Here is a 19654-nt window from a genome sequence, read left to right as displayed (position 1 = left end):
AGAGGGTGGATAAATCATGACCAAAAAGCGTTCCTCTCCGAATCGCAACGTGCAGATCGCGGACCAGATCCAGCGCGATCTGTCCGAACTCGTGTCGCGCGAAGTGAAGGACCCGCGCATCGGCCTCGTGACGATCCAGAGCGTCGAGCTGACGCCGGACTACGCGCACGCCAAGGTGTACTTCACGACGCTCACGGGCGACCCGCAGGCAACCCAGGACGCGCTCAACCACGCGGCGGGCCATCTGCACAACCTGCTTTTCAAGCGCCTGCACATTCATACCGTGCCGACGCTGCATTTCCACTACGACAAGACGGTCGAGCGTGCCGTGGAGATGTCGCGCCTCATCGACGAGGCCAATTCGACGCGCGCGAAGGACGACGACGCGTAAGTGTGCCTGAGCACGCCTGACCCGCATTAGCGCGCCTGACTACGCGTCTAGCCACGCGGCGGCCCGCTTTCGGGTACACCCACGCCATCCGCTGCCACCACGCGGCGGATGAACGCGCCGCGTTCCGCTGGTTTTCTCTGTTCGACATGACAGCTTCTTCCTCCTCCTCCCCCGAACCGGCTGCACCTCGACCCAAGGTGCCGCGGCGCCTGATCGACGGCGTGCTGCTGCTCGACAAGCCGGTTGGCCTCTCCAGCAACGACGCGCTGATCCGCGCGAAACGCCTGCTTCGTGCGAAGAAGGCGGGCCACACCGGCACGCTGGATCCGCTCGCCTCGGGGCTGCTGCCGCTGTGTTTCGGCGAGGCCACCAAGTTCTCCCAGGATCTGCTCGACGCCGACAAGACCTACGAAGCGACGATGCGCCTCGGCATCCGCACGGCAACGGGCGACGCCGAGGGCGAAGCGGTCGAAACCCGCGAGGTTCGCTGCGACGAGGCGGCCGTGCGCGGGGCGATGACGCAGTTCGTCGGCGAGATCGTGCAGGTGCCGCCCATGTACTCGGCGCTCAAGCGCGACGGCAAGCCGCTCTACGAATACGCGCGCGCGGGCCAGGTGGTCGAGCGGGAAGGGCGCCAGGTGACGATCCTCGCGCTCGAGATGATCGCCTGCGCGTTGCCCGACGTGACGTTTCGCGTGACTTGCAGCAAGGGCACTTACGTGCGCACGCTGGCCGAGGATATCGGCGAGGTGCTCGGCTGCGGGGCGCACCTCGTGATGCTGCGGCGAACCGGCGTGGGCGCGCTCACGTTGAACCATGCCGTGACGCTCGATGCGCTCACTGCCGCCGACGAGGTCGCACGCGACGCCTGGCTGCAACCGGTCGATGCGCTGCTTTCGACCTTTCCGGCCGTGACGCTGGACGCCGAGGCGTCGCGCCGCTTCACGCATGGCCAGCGGCTGCCGCTGCACGAACTGGCGGGCGATCGTGCCCAGTGGGAGCGTGCCGCGCGCGTGCGGGTGTATGGCGACGATGCGCGCCTGCTGGGCGTCGCGAAGGCGGCGAACGGCGTGCTGGCGCCGGAGCGGCTCGTGGTGAGCGGCGCGGCGTCGTGAGCGTCGCGCGCTGACAGAAGAGAGCAGAAGAAAGAAAAAGCAAAAACGGCACGCCGGTTGTCAAACCGGGCGTGCCGTTTTCGTATCCGGCGCACGGCGATGACGCTTGCCGTCGCCGCGTTGGCTACCTCAGTGCGCCGCCGACGCCGCCGCGCCCGCATCGGCGCCGCCCGCGCGCTCGGGCCGCGTGATCCAGATCAGCGCGATCAGCAAGATGAAGATCGCCGACGAAATGAAGAACAGATCGTTCACGCCGAGCTGCGCGGCCTGCTGCGACAGCATGCGGTCGAAGAGTCCATGGGCCTGCGATGTGTCGAGTCCGGTCGCGCTCTGCATCTGCTGGATCGACTGGTTGAAGATCGGGCTGGTCGGCGTGGCGACTTCCGTGAGACGCGCGTGATGGTAGGTCGTGCGGTGATCCCACGCGGTTTCGAAGATCGAGGTGCCGATGCCGCCGCACATGATCCGCACGAAATTCGAAAGACCCGAGGCCGCCGGAATCCGGTTGCCGGGCAGGCCCGACAGCGTGATCGAAACGAGCGGGATGAAGAACCCGGCCATGCCGATGCCCTGGATCAGCGTGGGCACCGTGAGGGACCACGTGTCCACGCCCGTCGTGTAGCGCGAGCGCATCCAGAAGCACAGCGCGAACACCACGAAGGCCGTCGTCGCGATGTAGCGCGGGTCGGTGCGCGGCAGGATGCGGCCCGTGATGGGCGAAAGCAGGATCGCGAAGAAGCCCACCGGCGCCATCACGAGGCCCGCGTCGGTCGCGGTGTAGCCGATGTCGGTCTGCAGCCACAGCGGCAGCAGCACGAGATTGCCGAAGTAGAGGCCGTAGCCCACCGAAAGCGCGATCGTGCCGCCGGTAAAGTTGCGCCGGGCAAAGAGCGAGAGATCGACCACCGGATGCTTGTCGGTCAGCTCCCACACCACGAAAAACGCAAACGAGATGACCGCGGTGAGCGCGAGCACGACGATGGTGGTCGAGGAGAACCAGTCGAGATCCTTGCCCTTGTCGAGCATCACCTGGAGCGAGCCTACCCAGATGATGAGGAGCGCGAGGCCCACGCCGTCGATCGGCGCCTTCTTCACGACCGAATCGCGGTTGCGGAAGATCGCCCACGTGGCGAACGCGGCGACGATACCCACCGGTATGTTCACGTAGAAGATCCACGGCCACGAGATGTTGTCCGAGATCCAGCCGCCGAGGATCGGCCCCGCCACCGGCGCGATCAGCGTGGTCATCGACCACATCGAAAGCGCGATGGGCGCCTTCGCGCGCGGATAGCTCGCGAGCAGCAGCGTCTGCGAGAGCGGGATCATCGGGCCGGCCACCGCGCCCTGCAGCACGCGCGAGGCGAGCAGGAAGGGCAGCGTGGGCGCGAGGCCGCACATCCACGACGAGATCACGAACAGCACGATCGACGCCATGAAGAGGCGCACCTGGCCGATGCGGTCGGAGAGCCAGCCCGTGAGCGGCACCGAGATCGCGTTGGCCACGGCGAAGGACGTGATGACCCACGTGCCCTGGTCGGACGACACCCCGAGGTCGCCCGAGATCGACGGAATCGACACGTTGGCGATCGAGGTGTCCAGAACGTTCATGAACACCGCGAGCGACACGGCGATGGTGCCGATCACGAGCTGCGCGCCTTGCAGCGGCGGATGGACGACTTGTTGCTCTGCCATTAATTCGCTTCTTTTTGGCTATGCACGCGCGCGCTTAACCGCGGGCGGCCCTGGCGCCGGCCGCCGACGAAACCTTGGTCTTGCCGGTATCGCCCGATGCACTGTCGGCGCTGCGGCCTGCGTTTTCCGAAATGATGCGGGCGATCTCGGCGTCGGCTTCGTCGCCGTACTTGTCGAACACGTTCGTCTGATAGACCGTGTTCAGCGCGGTGCCGAGCTGGCTGCCCGAATCGTCCTTGATGCTCACGTCCACCTGCATCGAGAGGCCGATGCGCAGGGGATGCTTTTCGAGTTCGGCCGGATCGAGCGAGATGCGCACCGGCAGGCGCTGCACGACCTTGATCCAGTTACCCGTTGCGTTCTGCGCGGGCAGCAGCGAGAAGGCCGAGCCGGTGCCGGCCGAGAAGCCCACCACCTTGCCGTGATAGACGACCGACGAGCCGTACACGTCGGCCGTCATTTCGACCGGCTGGCCGATGCGCATGTACTTCAGTTGCACTTCCTTGAAGTTCGCATCGACCCACACGGCGTTCAGCGGTACCACCGACATGAGCGGCGTGCCCGGCGAGACGCGCTGGCCGACCTGCACCGAACGCTTGGCCACATAGCCCGTGACCGGCGCGGGCAGCGTGTTGCGCGCGTTCGCGAGGTAGGCGTCGCGGACCTTCGCGGCGGCGGCCATCACGTTCGGATGCGTGGCGATGGTGGTGTTCGCGGTAAGCGCGCGGTTCGCGGCGAGCTGCTGCTGCGCGGCGGCGAGCGCCGCTTCGGAGCTCTTCACCGTGTCGCGGGCGTGCGAGATTTCTTCCTGCGAGACGGCGCCCGTGGACGCGACTTCCATGCGGCGGCGCAGGTCGTCCTGCGCGCGCGACAGGTCGGCCTGGCGAACCGCGACTTGCGCTTCGTACTGGTTGTCGTCGGCGAAGAGGCCGCGCACCTGGCGTACCGTCTGCGCAAGATTCGCTTCGGCCTGCTGAAGCGCGATGCGCGAATCGGCGGGGTCGAGCAGCACGAGCGGATCGCCGGACTTGACGGTCTGCGTGTCGTCGGCGTTCACGGCGATCACCGTGCCGGTCACCTGGGGCGTGATCTGCACGACGTTGCCGTTCACGTAGGCGTCGTCGGTGCTTTCCGAGAAGCGCGCGACGAGGAAGTAATAGAGGCCGTAGGCAATGGCTGCAATCACGATCACGAGGACGAGCAGCGTCATCATGCGTTTGCGCTTGCCGTTGCTCGCGTTCTGCGGGGCGGCCGCCGGTTGCTGGGGGGTGCTCATGGGAGTGATCTCCAGGTTCTCTCTTGCTGTTCGTTCGATGCTGTGTGGTTTGCGCCGGGTTCGTGCCGGGTTCGGTCAGGGCGCTCGGGCCGGGCTGCCCGACGTGCCGCTCAGTTCGCTGCGGCCGTTGCCGGCGCCGCGGCCGACGCCGGCTGCACCGGCACGGTCGTGCCGCTCCACGGCGCGCCGTTCGGGCCCTGCGCTTCGCTGCCGACCTCGGCCGGCGGCGTGAGGCCCGCATCGGCTGCGTCGAAGCCGCCGCCCAGCGCCTTGATGAGCGCCATCTGCTCGTCGCGGCGCTGCGCCTTGAGGTCCGTCACCGTTTGTTCCGCGGCGAGGCGGTTCTGGTCGGCGTTGAGCACCTGCAGCTGTTCCGAAAGGCCCGCGCGGTAGCGGATCACGGCGAGCTGGTATGCCTTCGTCGAAGCGTCGAGGGCGCGCTGCGCGTCGATGAGCTGCTTGTCGGCCGAGCGGATCGACGACACCTGCGTCGCCACGTCCTGGAACGCGCCGATCAGCGTCTGGTTGTAGTTCGCCACGTCGAGATCGAAGTCGGCATAGCGGCCCTTCAACTGCGCGCGCAGGGCGCCCGCGTCGAAGATCGGCAGATGCACGGCCGGCCCGAGCTGCATCTGGCGGCTCGTGAAGTTCAGGAATTTGCCCCACCCGAAGGCGTCGAAGCCGAAGCCCGCCGCGAGGTTCACGTCGGGATAGAACTCGGCCTTCGCTTCCTTCACGTCGTGCATGGCGGCTTCCACCTGCCAGCGCGCGGCGACGATGTCCGGCCGGCGCGCAACGAGATCGGCCGGCAGGTTGTCGGGCAGCGCGATGTTGGCGAGCGGGTTGAGCACCGGCTGCGCGATCTGCAGGCCGCGGTCCGGACCCTTGCCGAGCAGGGCGCCCAACTGGTAGCGCACGGTTTCGATCTGGCCGTCGATCTGCGAGAGATTCGCCTGGCTCGTCGCGATGTTGCCGTTCGCGGTCTCGCGCTCGACATTGGTGTCGAGCCCCGCGACCACGCGCCCGTTGGTGATCGTGCCGATGGTCTTGCGGTTGCCGATCTCGCGCGCCGCGATGTCGCGCAGCGCGTAGAGCTGCGCGAGCTGGTTGTAGGTGCGCGCGACCGATGCGGCGAGCGTGATGCGCGCCTGCTGCATGTCGGCCTCGGCGGCCTTCTGCTGCGAGACCGCCTGCGCGAGGCGCTGGCGGTTCTTGCCCCACAGGTCGAGCTCCCACGAGGCGCTCGCGAGCGCGTTGTTCTCGCTATACCAGGTGCCGCCGTAGGGCGGGGGATAGAGCGCATTCGCCGAATAGAGCTCGCGGTTCCAGGAGTAGCTCGCGTTGACCTTCGGCATGAGCGCCGACTTCGAGGTTTCGATGTACGACGAAGCCTTCGCGATGCGCGCCTGCGCCTGCGCGATGCTCGGGTTGCCTTCGAGCGCTTCGTCGATGAGCTTCGGCAGTTGCGGGTCGCCGAACTGGTTCGCCCAGTCGAGCGTCGGCCACTGGCCGCCCTGCGCGGGGATGCTCTGCGAGGTCTCGAACTGCTGCGGCGCTTCGACCGCCTTGTCGCTCTTGATGCCGAAATAGTTCGCGCACCCCGCGAGGGCCAGCGCCGCGACCGCCGCCGCCGTGGCCGACGCGGCCCGGCTGAGCGACGCCCGGGGCTGCGGTCCGCTGGACAGGGAATGGGAGTTCATGGCTCGTCTCGATGCGTGAGAAGTGACAGTGATGCTGGACGATGCAGCTATTTTTCTTTGCGACGCTTTCAAATTTGATTGCCCCGTCATGAATTCGCCGGCGGATTCTGGGTGGCATCGCCACTATTGGCGAGCACCCGCCGCAGCATGCTCTTGAGGAATCCCGCTTCCTCCGGCGAGAGCCCGGTCATGAGCTTGTCCGTGATACTAGTGAAGATCGCCGGCATGCGCACGGCGATAGCCAGGCCCTCGGGCGTGAGAGCGAGCCGCACCGCGCGCCGGTCTTCCGAGCTACGCACGCGCTGCAGCAGGCCGCGCTTTTCCAGCCGGTCCACGAGCCGCGTGACGGCGCTCGCGTCGATGCCGTACTCGCGCGCCAGTTCGGCGGCCAGCACGCACTTGCCGCTCGCCACCATGAAGAGCACGCTCGCCTGCTGGCTCGTTACGCCCAGTTCGGCGACGGTGCGCTGGTTGACCATGTTCAGCATGGTCGATCTCACCCTGGCGATCAGGTAGCCGACGCTTTCGCCGAAGTCGTAATTGAGCACTTCGGGCGTGGGCGTAGGAGTCGGGTCCGTCATGATTCAGCTGCGAGTGCAATGGTTGACCAGGCAGGAATTATAAAATGCGGTTACTTGACGCGGCAAGGGACTATTCTCTGTTCGCTGAATAACCTTTGCAGGATAAGGTCATAATCGGCGCCGGGCCGGCCGGGCAAATTCCGGCCAAAGCCTTGCCCTGCAAGGATCTGGCGGAGATGACGAGAGTGGCGGGCTGCAATCCGGGGAAGGGCCGGCCGGCGGGCGGAAGAGGGGGCGAGCGCGGCGCAGTGCCCACCGCCGGCCAAACTTGGGGCTGGCGACAGGGTCAACACTGGGGAATGTCATTCCCGCGTGCTATAATTTCAGGTTCCCAAAAGTGCGCTTTCGTCGCGTGGCCTGGCCGTGTGGGCTGGCGCACTCAACTGTACCCAGGTTCCTATGTCCCGCGCCCTTCGCAACATCGCCATCATTGCCCACGTCGACCACGGCAAGACCACGCTCGTCGATCAACTGCTGCGTCAGTCCGGCACCTTCCGCGACAACCAGCAGGTCGCCGAGCGCGTCATGGACTCGAACGACATCGAAAAAGAGCGCGGGATCACGATTCTCGCGAAGAACTGCGCGGTCGAGTACGAAGGCACCCACATCAACATCGTCGATACCCCGGGCCACGCCGACTTCGGCGGCGAAGTGGAGCGCGTGCTCTCGATGGTCGATTCGGTGCTGCTGCTCGTCGACGCCGTGGAAGGCCCGATGCCGCAAACGCGCTTCGTGACCAAGAAGGCGCTCGCGCTGGGTCTGAAGCCGATCGTGGTCGTCAACAAGATCGACCGCCCGGGCGCGCGTATCGACTGGGTGATCAACCAGACGTTCGACCTGTTCGACAAGCTCGGCGCGACCGAAGAGCAGCTCGACTTCCCGGTGGTCTACGCATCGGGCCTGAACGGCTACGCGTCGCTCGACGCTTCCGCGCGCGAAGGCGACATGCGCCCGCTCTTCGAGGCGATCCTCGAACACGTGCCGGTGCGCGACGCCGATCCGGAAGGTCCGCTCCAGCTGCAGATCACGTCGCTCGACTACTCGACCTACGTCGGCCGTATCGGCGTCGGCCGTATCAAGCGCGGCCGCATCAAGCCGGGTCAGCCGGTGGCGCTGCGCTTCGGCCCGGAAGGCGAGGTGATGAACCGCAAGATCAACCAGGTGCTGTCGTTCAGCGGCCTCGAGCGCGTGCAGGTCGAATCGGCCGAAGCGGGCGACATCGTGCTGATCAACGGCATTGAAGACATCGGCATCGGCGCCACGATCTGCGCGATCGACAACCCCGAAGCGCTGCCGATGATCACGGTGGACGAGCCGACGCTCACGATGAACTTTCTCGTGAACTCCTCGCCGCTCGCCGGCCGCGAAGGCAAGTTCGTGACGAGCCGCCAGATCCGCGACCGTCTCACGAAGGAGCTGAACCACAACGTGGCGCTGCGCGTGAAGGACACCGGCGACGAAACGACCTTCGAAGTGTCGGGCCGCGGCGAACTGCACCTCACGATCCTGATCGAAAACATGCGCCGCGAAGGCTACGAGCTGGCCGTTTCGCGTCCGCGCGTGGTGCTGCACGAAGTGGACGGCGTGAAGATGGAGCCGTACGAAATGCTGACCGTGGACGTCGAAGACGCGCACCAGGGCGGCGTGATGGAAGAGCTCGGCCGCCGCAAGGGCGAAATGCTCGACATGGCTTCGGACAGCCGCGGCCGCACGCGTCTGGAGTACCGCATTCCGGCGCGCGGCCTGATCGGCTTCCAGGGCGAATTCATGACGCTCACGCGCGGCACGGGCCTCATGAGCCACGTGTTCGACGAATACGGTCCCATCAAGGAAGGCTCGCTCGGCGAGCGCCGCAACGGCGTGCTGATCTCGCAGGACGACGGCGCCGCTGTCGCCTACGCACTGTGGAAGCTGCAGGACCGCGGCCGCATGTTCGTGAAGCCGGGCGACGCGCTCTATGAAGGCATGATCATCGGCATTCACAGCCGCGACAACGACCTCGTCGTGAACCCGATCAAGGGCAAGCAGCTGACCAACGTGCGCGCCTCGGGCACCGACGAAGCCGTGCGCCTCGTGCCGCCGATCCAGATGTCGCTCGAATACGCGGTGGAATTCATCGACGACGACGAACTCGTGGAAGTGACGCCGCAGTCGATCCGCCTGCGCAAGCGCCACCTGAAGGAGCACGAGCGCCGCCGCGCGAGCCGCGAGGCAACGGCCGACTAATCCGGCCACCGCATCGTATTCGAAGATTTTTCGGGCACCGCAAAGCATGCAAAACCACAGGAAGGCCGCCGCTGTCAGGGCGGCCTTTTTGCATGGGGCTTTCATGCGCGGCAGGGATTGGCGGGCGGTGCCGGAAGAGAGTGTTGCAAACGCCGCAAAGGCCCGGCTGTAAAGGGTTTGCGCGTGACGTTCTGCCGCATTGCAATCTATGGAGAGTATCAGTTATGTGATATCCTCCGCGGATGCTGTTTTAGGTCCTTCCAAGCAGACTTGATTCGCAATCCGCTAAACGGTCAGGCCGTGGCGCGGAAGGTTGAGTAACCCGCTATTTCTCGAGAAACTCGAAGAAAGGTGAGCGTAAATGTCAGAAACAATGAAGCAGTTCCAGCTGAACTCGTATCTGTTCGGCGGCAATGCTCCGTATGTCGAAGAGCTATACGAAGCATATCTTGACAACCCCGCATCCGTTCCGGATACGTGGCGCGAATATTTTGACGCACTGCAAAACGTTCCGTCGACGACGGGCACGGCTGACAGCGACGTCGCCCACGGGCCGATCGTCGAGTCGTTCGCCCAACGCGCCAAGGCCAATGCGTTCATTCCGCGCGGTGGTGCAGAAGACCTCGTCACGGCGCGCAAGCAGGTGTACGTTCAGTCCCTGATTGGTGCCTACCGCTTCCTCGGCTCGCAATGGGCCAATCTGGACCCCCTGAAGCGCCGCGAGCGTCCCGCCATTCCCGAACTCGAGCCTGCGTTCTACGACTTCACCGAAGCCGACATGGACCAGACGTTCAGCGCGACGAACCTGTATTTCGGTTTCGAACGCGCGTCGCTGCGCGAGATCGTCAAGGCGCTGCGCGACACGTACTGCGGCACGATCGGCGTCGAGTACATGTACCTCAGCGATCCGGAGCAGAAGCGCTGGTGGAAGGAAAAGCTCGAGTCGATCCGCTCGACGCCGAACTTCTCCGCCGACAAGAAGAAGCACATCCTGCAGCGCCTGACGGCCGCCGAAGGCCTCGAGCGCTTCCTGCACACCAAGTACGTCGGCCAGAAGCGCTTCTCGCTCGAAGGCGGCGAGTCCTTCATCGCCTCGATGGACGAAGTCGTCCGTCACGCAGGCGCCAAGGGCGTGCAGGAAATCATCATCGGCATGGCCCACCGCGGCCGCCTGAACGTGCTGGTCAATACGCTCGGCAAGATGCCGTCGGACCTGTTCGCCGAATTCGAAGGCAAGCACGTGGACGACCTGCCGGCCGGCGACGTGAAGTACCACAAGGGCTTCTCGTCGGACATGGCCACCGAAGGCGGCCCGGTCCACCTCTCGCTCGCGTTCAACCCCTCGCACCTCGAAATCGTCAACCCGGTCGTGGAAGGTTCGGCCAAGGCCCGTATGGACCGCCGCGGCGACGAAGACGGCCTGCAGGTGCTGCCGGTGCAGATCCACGGCGACGCGGCCTTCGCGGGCCAGGGCGTCGTGATGGAAACGCTGAACCTCGCGCAAACGCGCGGCTACGGCACGCACGGCACGCTGCACATCGTCATCAACAACCAGATCGGCTTCACGACGTCGGACCCGCGCGATGCGCGCTCGACGCTCTACTGTACCGACGTGGTCAAGATGATCGAAGCGCCGGTGCTGCACGTGAACGGCGACGATCCCGAAGCCGTCGTGCTCGCCACGCAGCTCGCCATCGACTTCCGCATGCAGTTCCACAAGGACGTCGTGGTCGACATCGTCTGCTTCCGCAAGCTGGGCCACAACGAGCAGGACACCCCGGCGGTCACGCAGCCGCTCATGTACAAGAAGATCGCGCAGCACCCGGGCACCCGTGCGCTGTACGCCGAGAAGCTCGTGCAGCAGGGCGTGATCACGGCTGAAGACGCCGACAGCTACGTCAAGGCGTACCGCGCCGCGATGGACGAAGGCAACCACACCATCGACCCCGTGCTCTCGAACTACAAGAGCAAGTACGCGGTGGACTGGGTGCCGTTCCTGAACCGCAAGTGGACCGACGCCGCCGATACGGCCGTGCCGCTCGCGGAACTCAAGCGTCTGGCGGAGCGCATCACCACGATCCCCGAGAACTTCAAGGTTCACCCGCTCGTCGAGCGCGTCATCAACGACCGCCGCGCGATGGGCAAGGGCGACGCCAAGCTCGACTGGGGCATGGGCGAGCACCTCGCATTCGCGTCGCTCGTCGCGTCGGGCTACGCCGTGCGTCTCACGGGCCAGGACTCGGGCCGCGGCACGTTCACGCACCGCCACGCGGTGCTGCACGACCAGAACCGCGAGCGCTGGAACGACGGTACCTACATTCCGCTGCAGAACATCGCCGACGGCCAGGCGAAGTTCACGGTGATCGACTCGGTGCTCTCCGAAGAAGCGGTGCTGGGCTTCGAATACGGCTACTCGACCGCCGAGCCGAACACGCTCGTCGCATGGGAAGGCCAGTTCGGCGACTTCGTGAACGGCGCGCAGGTCGTGATCGACCAGTTCATCTCGTCGGGCGAAGTGAAGTGGGGCCGCGTTTCGGGTCTCACGATGCTGCTGCCGCACGGCTACGAAGGCCAGGGTCCGGAGCACTCGTCGGCGCGTATCGAGCGTTTCCTGCAACTGTGCGCCGAGCACAACATGCAGGTCGTCCAGCCGACCACGCCGGCGCAGATCTTCCACCTGCTGCGCCGCCAGATGATTCGCCTGTTCCGCAAGCCGCTCGTCATCTTCACGCCGAAGTCGCTGCTGCGTCACAAGGAAGCCGTCTCGGATCTGTCGGAACTCGCGAAGGGCTCGTTCCAGCCGGTTCTCGGCGAAGTGGACGACAGCATCGACGCGAAGAAGGTCAAGCGCGTGCTGGTCTGCTCGGGCCGCGTGTACTACGACCTCGTCGCGCATCGCCGCGAAGCGAAGGCGAACGACGTCGCGATCTTCCGTATCGAGCAGCTCTATCCGTTCGCGCACAAGCAGTTCGAAACGGAGCTGAAGAAGTACGACAACGCGACGGAAGTGGTCTGGGTGCAGGACGAGCCGCAGAATCAGGGCCCGTGGTTCTACATTGAGCATCATCTGAAGGAAGGCATGAAGGAAGGTCAGAAGCTCGCGTACAGCGGCCGTCCTGCTTCCGCCTCGCCGGCCGTCGGCTACTACGCGAAGCATTATGAACAGCAGAAGTCGCTGATCGAAGGTGCGTTCGGCCGCCTGAAGGGCGCGCAGGTCGCGAAGTAAGCACAAAGAGCAAATCGAACCGGGAAGGCGCGCCGAACGACGCGCGCTTTCCCGCGCTCACGTGCGCGACCCGGTTCGTACCCAGATACGTATTCAGGAAAATCACATGGCTATCGTAGAAGTCAAGGTCCCTCAGTTTTCGGAGTCGGTGTCGGAAGGCACGATGCTGCAGTGGAAGAAGAAGCCGGGCGAAGCTGTTGCCCAGGACGAAGTCGTCATCGAGATCGAGACCGACAAGGTCGTGCTCGAAGTGCCCGCGCCGGCGGCCGGCGTGCTCGCCGAGATCGTGGTGGGCGACGGCTCGACCGTCACGAGCGAACAGTTGATCGCAAAGATCGACACGGAAGGCAAGGCTGGCGCCGCAGCGGCTCCGGCCGCCGCCGCTCCGGCAGCAGCGGTTGCCGCAGCACCCGCAGCCGCCCCGGCGTCGTCGGGCAGCAGCATTGCATCGCCCGCCGCTTCGAAGCTGATGGCAGAGAAGGGTCTCGCAGGCTCGGACGTCGCCGGCACGGGCCGTGACGGCCGCATCACGAAGCAGGACGTGCTGGGCGCAGGCGCGCCGAAGGCGCCCGCCGCCGCTGCACCGGCTCCGGCTGCGAAGGCCGCTTCGGCCAAGCCGTCGCTGCCGCAGGTCAACGCGCCGGCATCGGCTGCGAACTGGCTGAACGACCGTCCGGAGCAACGCGTGCCGATGTCGCGTCTGCGTGCGCGTATCGCCGAGCGTCTGCTCGAGTCGCAGCAAACCAACGCCATCCTCACGACGTTCAACGAAGTGAACATGGCGCCCGTCATGGAGCTGCGCAACAAGTACAAGGACAAGTTCGAGAAGGAACACGGCGTGAAGCTCGGCTTCATGTCGTTCTTCGTGAAGGCGGCCGTCCATGCGCTGAAGAAGTTCCCGCTCGTGAACGCGTCGATCGACGGCAACGACATCGTCTACCACGGCTACTTCGACATCGGTATCGCTGTCGGCTCGCCGCGCGGTCTGGTGGTGCCCATCCTGCGCAATGCAGACCAGATGAGCCTCGCCGACATCGAGAAGAAGATTGCCGAATTCGGCCAGAAGGCCAAGGACGGCAAGCTCTCGATCGAGGAAATGACGGGCGGTACGTTCTCGATCTCGAACGGCGGCGTGTTCGGCTCGATGCTCTCGACCCCGATCATCAACCCGCCGCAGTCGGCGATCCTGGGCGTGCACGCGACCAAGGAGCGCGCGGTGGTCGAGAACGGCCAGATCGTGATCCGTCCGATGAACTACCTCGCGATGTCGTACGACCACCGCATCATCGACGGCCGCGAAGCCGTGCTGTCGCTCGTCGCGATGAAGGATGCGCTGGAAGATCCGGCTCGTCTGCTGCTCGACCTGTAAGCACAGCGTCCCGCAAGCATCGCGTATCAAGTCTCACACTGAGCGTTGCGCGCGCGGGTTCCGCAAGCCGGGATCCGCGCGCCGCGCTCACGTATCGAAAGGATGACCATGTCCAAAGAATTTGACGTCGTCGTAATCGGCGCCGGCCCCGGCGGCTATATTGCGGCGATCCGCGCAGCGCAGCTCGGCAAGTCGGTTGCGTGTATCGAAAAGTGGAAGAACCCGGCCGGCGCGCTGAAGCTCGGCGGCACCTGCCTGAACGTCGGCTGCATTCCGTCGAAGGCGCTGCTCGCTTCGTCCGAAGAGTTCGAGAATGCGGCGCATCACCTCGTCGATCACGGCATCAGCGTGGGCGACGTGAAGATCGACGTCGCGAAGATGCTCGCCCGCAAGGACGGCATCGTCGAGAAGATGACGAAGGGTATCGAGTTCCTGTTCCGCAAGAACAAGATCACGTGGCTCAAGGGCCACGGCAAGTTCACCGGCAAGAACGACGCCGGCGTGCAGATCGAAGTGAGCGGCGAAGGCGAAACCGAAGTCGTCACGGCGAAGAACGTCATCATCGCGACGGGCTCGAAGGCACGCCATCTGCCGGGCATTCCGGTCGACAACAAGATCGTTGCCGACAACGAAGGCGCGCTCACGTTCGACACGGTGCCGAAGAAGCTGGCCGTGATCGGCGCGGGCGTGATCGGTCTGGAGCTCGGCTCGGTGTGGCGCCGTCTCGGCGCCGACGTGACGATCCTCGAAGCGCTGCCGGAATTCCTCGGCGCCGCCGACCAGTCGCTCGCGAAGGAAGCCGCCAAGCTCTTCAAGAAGCAGGGCCTCGACATTCACGTGGGCGTGAAGGTGGGCGAAGTGAAGGCGACGGACAAGAACGTCACCATCAACTACACCGACAAGGACGGCAACGCGCAGGTGCTCGAAGCCGACCGCCTGATCGTCTCGGTGGGCCGCGTGCCGAACACCGACAACCTCGGGCTCGAAGCGATCGGCCTGAAGGCCAACGAGCGCGGCTTCATCGACGTGGACGACCATTGCCGCACGGCGCTGCCGAACGTCTATGCGATCGGCGACGTGGTGCGCGGCCCGATGCTCGCGCACAAGGCCGAAGACGAAGGCGTGCTGGTGGCCGAGATCATCGACGGCCAGAAGCCGCACATCGACTACAACTGCATTCCGTGGGTGATCTACACCGAGCCGGAAATCGCATGGGTCGGCAAGACGGAGCAGCAGTTGAAGGCCGAAGGCCGCGACATCAAGACGGGCCAGTTCCCGTTCATGGCGAACGGCCGCGCGCTCGGCATCAACAAGGCCGACGGCTTTGTGAAGATGATCGCCGACGCGAAGACCGACGAACTGCTCGGCGTGCACATCATCTCGGCCAACGCATCGGACCTGATCGCGGAAGCCGTGGTGGCGATGGAGTTCAAGGCGGCCGCGGAAGACATCGGCCGTATCTGCCATCCGCACCCGTCGCTTTCCGAAGTCATGCGCGAGGCTGCACTCGCCACCGACAAGCGCGCGCTCAATATGTAAGGCGCGCGCCGGCAGGGCAGGGCCATCGCGGCCCGCGCCTTGCCGCGGTAGTTTGCTTCAAGGCAAAGAGGCGGGTGGGTTCGATCCCTCCCGCCTTTCCTCATTTGTGGTCCACGCAATGAACGTCACCGAATACTACGAAAAAGAACTGCAGTCGCGGGGATATCAGCCCGATACGGCGCAGCGCGCCGCGATCGAGCGGCTGCAGCGGTGCTACGACGAGTGGGCTGCGTACAAGGCGCGCCGCTCGAACGCGTTCAAGAAGCTCATCATTCACCCCGATCTGCCGCGCGGCGTGTACATGTGGGGCGGCGTGGGCCGCGGCAAGAGCTTCCTGATGGACAGCTTCTATGCCGTCGTGCCCCTGCAGCGCAAGACGCGCCTGCACTTTCACGAATTCATGCGCGAGGTGCACCGCGAGCTCGAGGAACTGAAGGGCCAGGCCGATCCGCTCGACGAACTCGCGCGCCGCATTGCGAAGCGCTATCGCCTGATCTGCTTCGACGAATTCCACGTTTCCGACATCGCGGACGCGATGATTCTTTATCGCCTGCTCGACCGGCTCTTCACGAATGGCGTGCAGTTCGTGATGACGTCCAACTACGCGCCCGACACGCTCTACCCGGATGGGCTGCATCGCGACCGCATGCTGCCCGCGATCGAGCTGCTCAAAGACAAGCTCGACGTGCTCAACGTCGATGCGGGCGTCGACTACCGGCAGCGCACGCTCGCGCAGGTCGAGGTCTATCACACGCCGCTCGGCGCCGCGGCCGACCGCGCGCTGCGCCACTCGTTCGCGCAACTGGCCGCCGTGCCGGACGAGAGTCCGATCCTGCGCATCGAGAAGCGCGAGTTGAAGGCGCTGCGCAAGGCGGACGGCGTGGTATGGTTCGATTTTGCGACGCTATGCGGCGGCCCGCGTTCGCAGAACGACTATCTGGAGCTGGCGAGCCGCTTTCACGCCGTGATTCTGTCAGGCGTGCCGCAGATGACGCCGCGCATGCAGTCCGAGGCGCGCCGCTTCACGTGGCTCATCGACGTGTTCTACGACCACAAGGTCAAGCTGCTGATGTCGGCGGCGGTGCCGCCCGAAGCGCTGTATGTGGAAGGGCCGATGGCGAACGAATTCACGCGCACGGTCTCGCGCATCGTCGAAATGCAGTCGAAGGAGTATCTCGAAGCGCCGCGCCGCATCGTCGATACGAGCCTCACCTGAGTCGCCCGAAGCGCGGTTTGCGAGCCTGAGTAATCGCAAAAAGGATGCCGCAGGGATGCCGCGGGCATCTTTTCAAGATTCGGACTCATCTGATAGTCGCCGCCGGGGCGGGTCTTTATCGTTTGTCGGGAATCGTTCCGACAAAGGAGTGGACCATGACCCCCCATCGCGATATTACCGAGGAAGAATGGCAGCGCATCCTGCCGCTGCTGCCGGAACTGCGTCCGCGCACCGAACTGCGCGGGCGGCCGTTGACCAACACGCGCGCGGTGCTCAACGGCGTGCTGTGGGTCATGTATAGCGGCGCCACCTGGTCGGCCATGCCGCGCCGCTACCCCTCGTACCAGACCTGCCACCGGCGCTTCAAGGCCTGGTACGACGAAGGCGTGCTCAAGTACGTGATGGCGGAATTGTTCGGCGAAAAGGGCATCGAACTCTGCGACACGATCGAAGCGCGCATGCGCACGCACCTGAGCCGCGCCGAGAAGCTCGCGCGCAAGGCAGGGACGGCCGCTTCGTTGCCGCAGGCTTCGCAGTTCGCTCCTGTCGCGCCTGCTGGTCCCGTTAAGCCCGTTTCCCCTGTCGCCGCCAATGCGGCCCAGCCGTTCCCGTATAACCGCCCGGTGTATCGTCAGTCGGCTTGAGTGTCGGCGGGCTTGCGTGCGGGCTTGCGTTGCCTCGTTAGCGACAACCCTCGTCGGTCAAACGAACCGGGCCGCTGCAGGCAGATCGGGACGCGTTCCCGTGAACCTGCCCCGCAGCGGCCCGATTGCCATGCGCGCCTGCGTCTTCGCGTCAGGCGCGCATCTCACGCTTACTGCTGGCGCGTCCAGGTCTGCGAGCGGCCCAGCAGCGAAATGCCCAGGTAGCCGCGCACCACGAGCTTCTGGCCACCGTCTTCCACATGCATCTTGCAGCGGTACACCTTGCCGTTTTCCGGGTCGAGGATGTGGCCGCCGTCCCAGCCGTCGTCGGTTTTCTTCATACCGTCGATGATCGTCATGCCGAGAATGAGCTGGTCCTTGCGCGCGTCCGTGCATTCGGTGCAGCGGCGCTCGGGCTTGTCGTTCGGACCAAGGCCCTTGATGACCTTGCCGCTCAGCTCGCCGTTGCCGTCGTCCGCGATCTGCACGAGCGCCTTGGGCTGGCCCGTATGATCGTCGACGGTTTGCCACACGCCTATCGGCGTGTCGCCCTGCGCATGCGCGACGATCGCGCCGCCCAGCAGCGCGCCCGCGAGCGCGAGCTGGGTGGCCGCGCGCGCGGCGAATGCGGCGGTGCGTCCGGTGATTCGGTTCATGTGTCGTCCTCCACTGATGTTTGTCGTGATCGTATCGACCGCGCTTGCCACGCTCGCACGCGCACCGCGGTGAAGGGCAGGATACGCGAAAGCGCCGCGTTCGTCGGAGAGGAGGGGCTCTAGTCGCTTTCCGCTTTCCCCTGCGTCCCGCTATGCGCGTTTGCGGGACGCGCAGCGGAGGCCGATGCATCAGTTCATCTGGTACGAGAAAGTCGCGTTTACGCGCGGGCTGCGCGATGGGCTCTCGACCGGCGCGTCCGCAAGCGCCTTCGCAACGGACAGATCGAGGCTGTAGTACTTGCCGTCCGAGATCCGGAAGCCGATCGATGCCGACGAGAGCCGCGCAGGCGAGGGCGTGCCCGCATGCAGATAGACGCGCGCCATGTCGAACGACACGTAGGGCGTGAGCGACTGCAGCCAGGCGTGGCCGAGCTTGAACGGATGATTCATTTCGAGCGAGAATCCCCAGCCCGAGTCGCCCGACGCTTCGCCGGGCTCGTAGCCCTGCGCGAAGCGTCCCGCGCCGAACGAGATCTGCTCGGACGTGGGCAGCGTCACGGGGCTGAGCTGGCCCGTGGCCGCAACGGCCGTGCCGAAGCCGAGCGGCCAGTCGTTGGTTTGCGAGACCGAGGCGTCGGTGCGCACGAAGTTCAGCGAGACGGGGTTCTGCACGACGAGCCCGGGAATATTCGTATCCGTCGATTTCGACGCGCCCAGCACGTTGAACGCCTTCGCCACGGTGAAGCTCGCCTTGCGCACCTGGCCTGGCTGCACGTCGGTGTAATCGGCCTGCAATTGCAGCACGCGCACCTGCGAGCGTTCGCCGTACTGCGCGCCGTTGATCGTGTTGCGGTACGAGTCCTCGTCGTGCGCCGCATAGACGCTCGCCGTGCCGATCAGGCTGCGCGTATTGCTGAGCAGCATCGGATAGGAGAGCGAACCAGTGAGCTTGTCGCTGATCACGGTGCGCTCGACGTAGGAGGGCAGGCCAGGATTATCGACCGGGTTGCCGCGGTAGTGCGAGGCGTCCACCTTCGCGATCAGACCGTCGCTCGCGATGGGCACGGCGGCGTGCGCGGCGATGTACGTCGCATTGTCGCGGCCCTTGGGCAAGAGCGCCGAGACGCTCAACTGCTCGCCGAACGGCGTGAGGCCGTTTTCCGTGGCGGTGATGAGGCCCTGCACGCCGGGATGATTGAAGTCGATGCCGGTGCTCAGATCGACGGGCTTGTGCTGCGCGTCGAGTTCGAGCGTCGTTGCGCCGTCCGTGTTGGTGGGCGGCGGCACGTTCGCGGAGACCTTGAGGCCGGGCAGCAGTCCGAGCACGTTGATGTAGCGCTGGAACGTGACCGTGCGCAGCGGCCGGTCGTCGACGATATGCGCCGCGATGGCGCGCATCTTCTCCTCCAGCGCGCCGGGCTTGCCCGTGATCTTCACGTCGGCCACGTAGCCTTCGACAACCACGATGCGCACCACGCCGTTCGCGAAGTCCTGGGCCGGCACGAACGCGAACGAAAGCGCATAGCCGCGCGACTGATAGAGCTTCGTTACGCCGTCGGCCGTCTCGATCAACTGGCCGATGGTGATGTCGTGATTAGCAAGGAGTGCGAAACGTTGTGCGACCTCGTCGAATGGAATCGATTTCACGCCCTCGACACGGAATGTCTTCGGCGTGAGATGCGTGGCGAGCAACTGCTGCAATTGCGGCGTCTGCTGCTGCACCTGCACGGTCACGTTCGGCGTTTTTTGCGGCGCGTTGATTTGCGGCAGGGCGTCGAGCGGGTTCCCGCTCGACGCCGGCCGGTTCTGCGCGACTGCAACCCCCGTCAAGCCGCCCGCCGCCACTCCCACTGCGGCGAGCACGGCCCATCCTGCAACTGCGCCTCTCATTTCACTGCCCTCAGACTTATCGGGCGGCACGCGTCGTTATTTATGGGTGTCCGGCGCGTGCTGCCTCTTTGTGCCGCCTTCGTGGGCGGTCTGTGGCTCCCTGATGCCTGTGTTTTTATTCCTGCTAGTCCTT

The 19654-nt window shown here is 65.2% G+C and carries 14 protein-coding genes; 8 read left to right on the top strand and 6 right to left on the bottom strand.

What is annotated here, in order from left to right; genetic code table 11:
- Positions 1-16: 16 nt before the first annotated feature.
- Together rbfA and truB are read left to right on the top strand one after the other, a co-directional pair.
- Entirely contained in the window at positions 17-391 is a 375-nt protein-coding gene (gene rbfA, locus BFE01S_RS20920) for a 30S ribosome-binding factor RbfA (RefSeq protein WP_028227181.1), read from the top strand.
- Positions 392-537: 146 nt separating this feature from the next.
- Positions 538-1506 (top strand): tRNA pseudouridine(55) synthase TruB, encoded by a 969-nt coding sequence (truB, locus tag BFE01S_RS20915; protein ID WP_042338112.1) that lies wholly within the window; start codon positions 538-540, stop codon positions 1504-1506.
- Positions 1507-1635: 129 nt separating this feature from the next.
- Here truB and BFE01S_RS20910 read toward each other — a convergent pair whose 3' ends face one another.
- From BFE01S_RS20910 to BFE01S_RS20895, 4 genes are all read right to left on the bottom strand, one after another.
- Positions 1636-3198 (bottom strand): DHA2 family efflux MFS transporter permease subunit, encoded by a 1563-nt coding sequence (locus tag BFE01S_RS20910; RefSeq protein WP_028227179.1) that lies wholly within the window; start codon positions 3196-3198, stop codon positions 1636-1638.
- A gap of 34 nt (positions 3199-3232) precedes the next feature.
- A complete protein-coding gene (locus BFE01S_RS20905; RefSeq protein ID WP_028227178.1) occupies positions 3233-4474 on the bottom strand; it encodes an EmrA/EmrK family multidrug efflux transporter periplasmic adaptor subunit in 1242 nt (413 codons plus the stop codon).
- 110 nt (positions 4475-4584) lie between these two features.
- Complete coding sequence (locus BFE01S_RS39510) at positions 4585-6174, bottom strand: efflux transporter outer membrane subunit (RefSeq protein ID WP_042338109.1); 1590 nt, start codon at positions 6172-6174, stop codon at positions 4585-4587.
- Positions 6175-6260: 86 nt separating this feature from the next.
- Positions 6261-6755 (bottom strand): MarR family winged helix-turn-helix transcriptional regulator, encoded by a 495-nt coding sequence (locus BFE01S_RS20895; protein ID WP_028227177.1) that lies wholly within the window; start codon positions 6753-6755, stop codon positions 6261-6263.
- Positions 6756-7154: 399 nt separating this feature from the next.
- On the opposite strand from BFE01S_RS20895, the gene typA reads away from it, so the two are divergent.
- The 6 genes from typA (at position 7155) to BFE01S_RS20865 (ending at position 16975) form a co-directional block, all read left to right on the top strand.
- Entirely contained in the window at positions 7155-8981 is a 1827-nt protein-coding gene (typA, locus tag BFE01S_RS20890; RefSeq protein ID WP_028227176.1) for a translational GTPase TypA, read from the top strand.
- Positions 8982-9342: 361 nt separating this feature from the next.
- Positions 9343-12207, top strand: a complete 2865-nt coding sequence (locus BFE01S_RS20885; RefSeq protein ID WP_028227175.1) for a 2-oxoglutarate dehydrogenase E1 component — start codon at positions 9343-9345, stop codon at positions 12205-12207.
- Between the two features lie 106 nt (positions 12208-12313).
- Entirely contained in the window at positions 12314-13576 is a 1263-nt protein-coding gene (odhB, locus tag BFE01S_RS20880; RefSeq protein ID WP_028227174.1) for a 2-oxoglutarate dehydrogenase complex dihydrolipoyllysine-residue succinyltransferase, read from the top strand.
- Positions 13577-13684: 108 nt separating this feature from the next.
- On the top strand, positions 13685-15115 hold the full coding sequence (gene lpdA / locus BFE01S_RS20875) for a dihydrolipoyl dehydrogenase (protein WP_028227173.1): 1431 nt from the start codon (positions 13685-13687) through the stop codon (positions 15113-15115).
- 118 nt (positions 15116-15233) lie between these two features.
- Positions 15234-16331, top strand: a complete 1098-nt coding sequence (zapE, locus tag BFE01S_RS20870) for a cell division protein ZapE (protein WP_028227172.1) — start codon at positions 15234-15236, stop codon at positions 16329-16331.
- A gap of 155 nt (positions 16332-16486) precedes the next feature.
- The gene (locus BFE01S_RS20865; RefSeq protein ID WP_028227171.1) at positions 16487-16975 is read left to right on the top strand and encodes a transposase; all 489 of its coding nucleotides are present in this window, start codon (positions 16487-16489) and stop codon (positions 16973-16975) included.
- A 170-nt stretch (positions 16976-17145) separates the two neighbouring features.
- Here BFE01S_RS20865 and BFE01S_RS20860 read toward each other — a convergent pair whose 3' ends face one another.
- Both BFE01S_RS20860 and BFE01S_RS20855 read right to left on the bottom strand, forming a co-directional pair.
- Positions 17146-17631 carry a DUF2147 domain-containing protein gene (locus BFE01S_RS20860; RefSeq protein WP_028227170.1) on the bottom strand — a complete coding sequence of 162 codons (486 nt, stop codon included), beginning with the start codon at positions 17629-17631 and terminating at the stop codon, positions 17146-17148.
- A gap of 189 nt (positions 17632-17820) precedes the next feature.
- Positions 17821-19521 (bottom strand): ShlB/FhaC/HecB family hemolysin secretion/activation protein, encoded by a 1701-nt coding sequence (locus BFE01S_RS20855; protein ID WP_028227169.1) that lies wholly within the window; start codon positions 19519-19521, stop codon positions 17821-17823.
- Positions 19522-19654 lie beyond the last annotated feature (133 nt).

Origin of the sequence: Paraburkholderia ferrariae NBRC 106233 (assembly GCF_000685035.1) — a bacterium.
GTDB lineage: Bacteria > Pseudomonadota > Gammaproteobacteria > Burkholderiales > Burkholderiaceae > Paraburkholderia > Paraburkholderia ferrariae.
Note: the sequence above shows the minus strand (reverse complement) of the source record. Positions and strands in the feature narration are given on the sequence as shown.

What these genes read in the sequence shown, in the direction of transcription:
- rbfA (WP_028227181.1), top strand. Translation starts at nt 17, where the DNA reads ATGACCAAAAAGCGTTCCTCTCCGAATCGCAACGTGCAGATCGCGGAC.
- truB (WP_042338112.1), top strand. Translation starts at nt 538, where the DNA reads ATGACAGCTTCTTCCTCCTCCTCCCCCGAACCGGCTGCACCTCGACCC.
- BFE01S_RS20910 (WP_028227179.1), bottom strand. Translation starts at nt 3,198, where the DNA reads ATGGCAGAGCAACAAGTCGTCCATCCGCCGCTGCAAGGCGCGCAGCTC.
- BFE01S_RS20905 (WP_028227178.1), bottom strand. Translation starts at nt 4,474, where the DNA reads ATGAGCACCCCCCAGCAACCGGCGGCCGCCCCGCAGAACGCGAGCAAC.
- BFE01S_RS39510 (WP_042338109.1), bottom strand. Translation starts at nt 6,174, where the DNA reads ATGAACTCCCATTCCCTGTCCAGCGGACCGCAGCCCCGGGCGTCGCTC.
- BFE01S_RS20895 (WP_028227177.1), bottom strand. Translation starts at nt 6,755, where the DNA reads ATGACGGACCCGACTCCTACGCCCACGCCCGAAGTGCTCAATTACGAC.
- typA (WP_028227176.1), top strand. Translation starts at nt 7,155, where the DNA reads ATGTCCCGCGCCCTTCGCAACATCGCCATCATTGCCCACGTCGACCAC.
- BFE01S_RS20885 (WP_028227175.1), top strand. Translation starts at nt 9,343, where the DNA reads ATGTCAGAAACAATGAAGCAGTTCCAGCTGAACTCGTATCTGTTCGGC.
- odhB (WP_028227174.1), top strand. Translation starts at nt 12,314, where the DNA reads ATGGCTATCGTAGAAGTCAAGGTCCCTCAGTTTTCGGAGTCGGTGTCG.
- lpdA (WP_028227173.1), top strand. Translation starts at nt 13,685, where the DNA reads ATGTCCAAAGAATTTGACGTCGTCGTAATCGGCGCCGGCCCCGGCGGC.
- zapE (WP_028227172.1), top strand. Translation starts at nt 15,234, where the DNA reads ATGAACGTCACCGAATACTACGAAAAAGAACTGCAGTCGCGGGGATAT.
- BFE01S_RS20865 (WP_028227171.1), top strand. Translation starts at nt 16,487, where the DNA reads ATGACCCCCCATCGCGATATTACCGAGGAAGAATGGCAGCGCATCCTG.
- BFE01S_RS20860 (WP_028227170.1), bottom strand. Translation starts at nt 17,631, where the DNA reads ATGAACCGAATCACCGGACGCACCGCCGCATTCGCCGCGCGCGCGGCC.
- BFE01S_RS20855 (WP_028227169.1), bottom strand. Translation starts at nt 19,521, where the DNA reads ATGAGAGGCGCAGTTGCAGGATGGGCCGTGCTCGCCGCAGTGGGAGTG.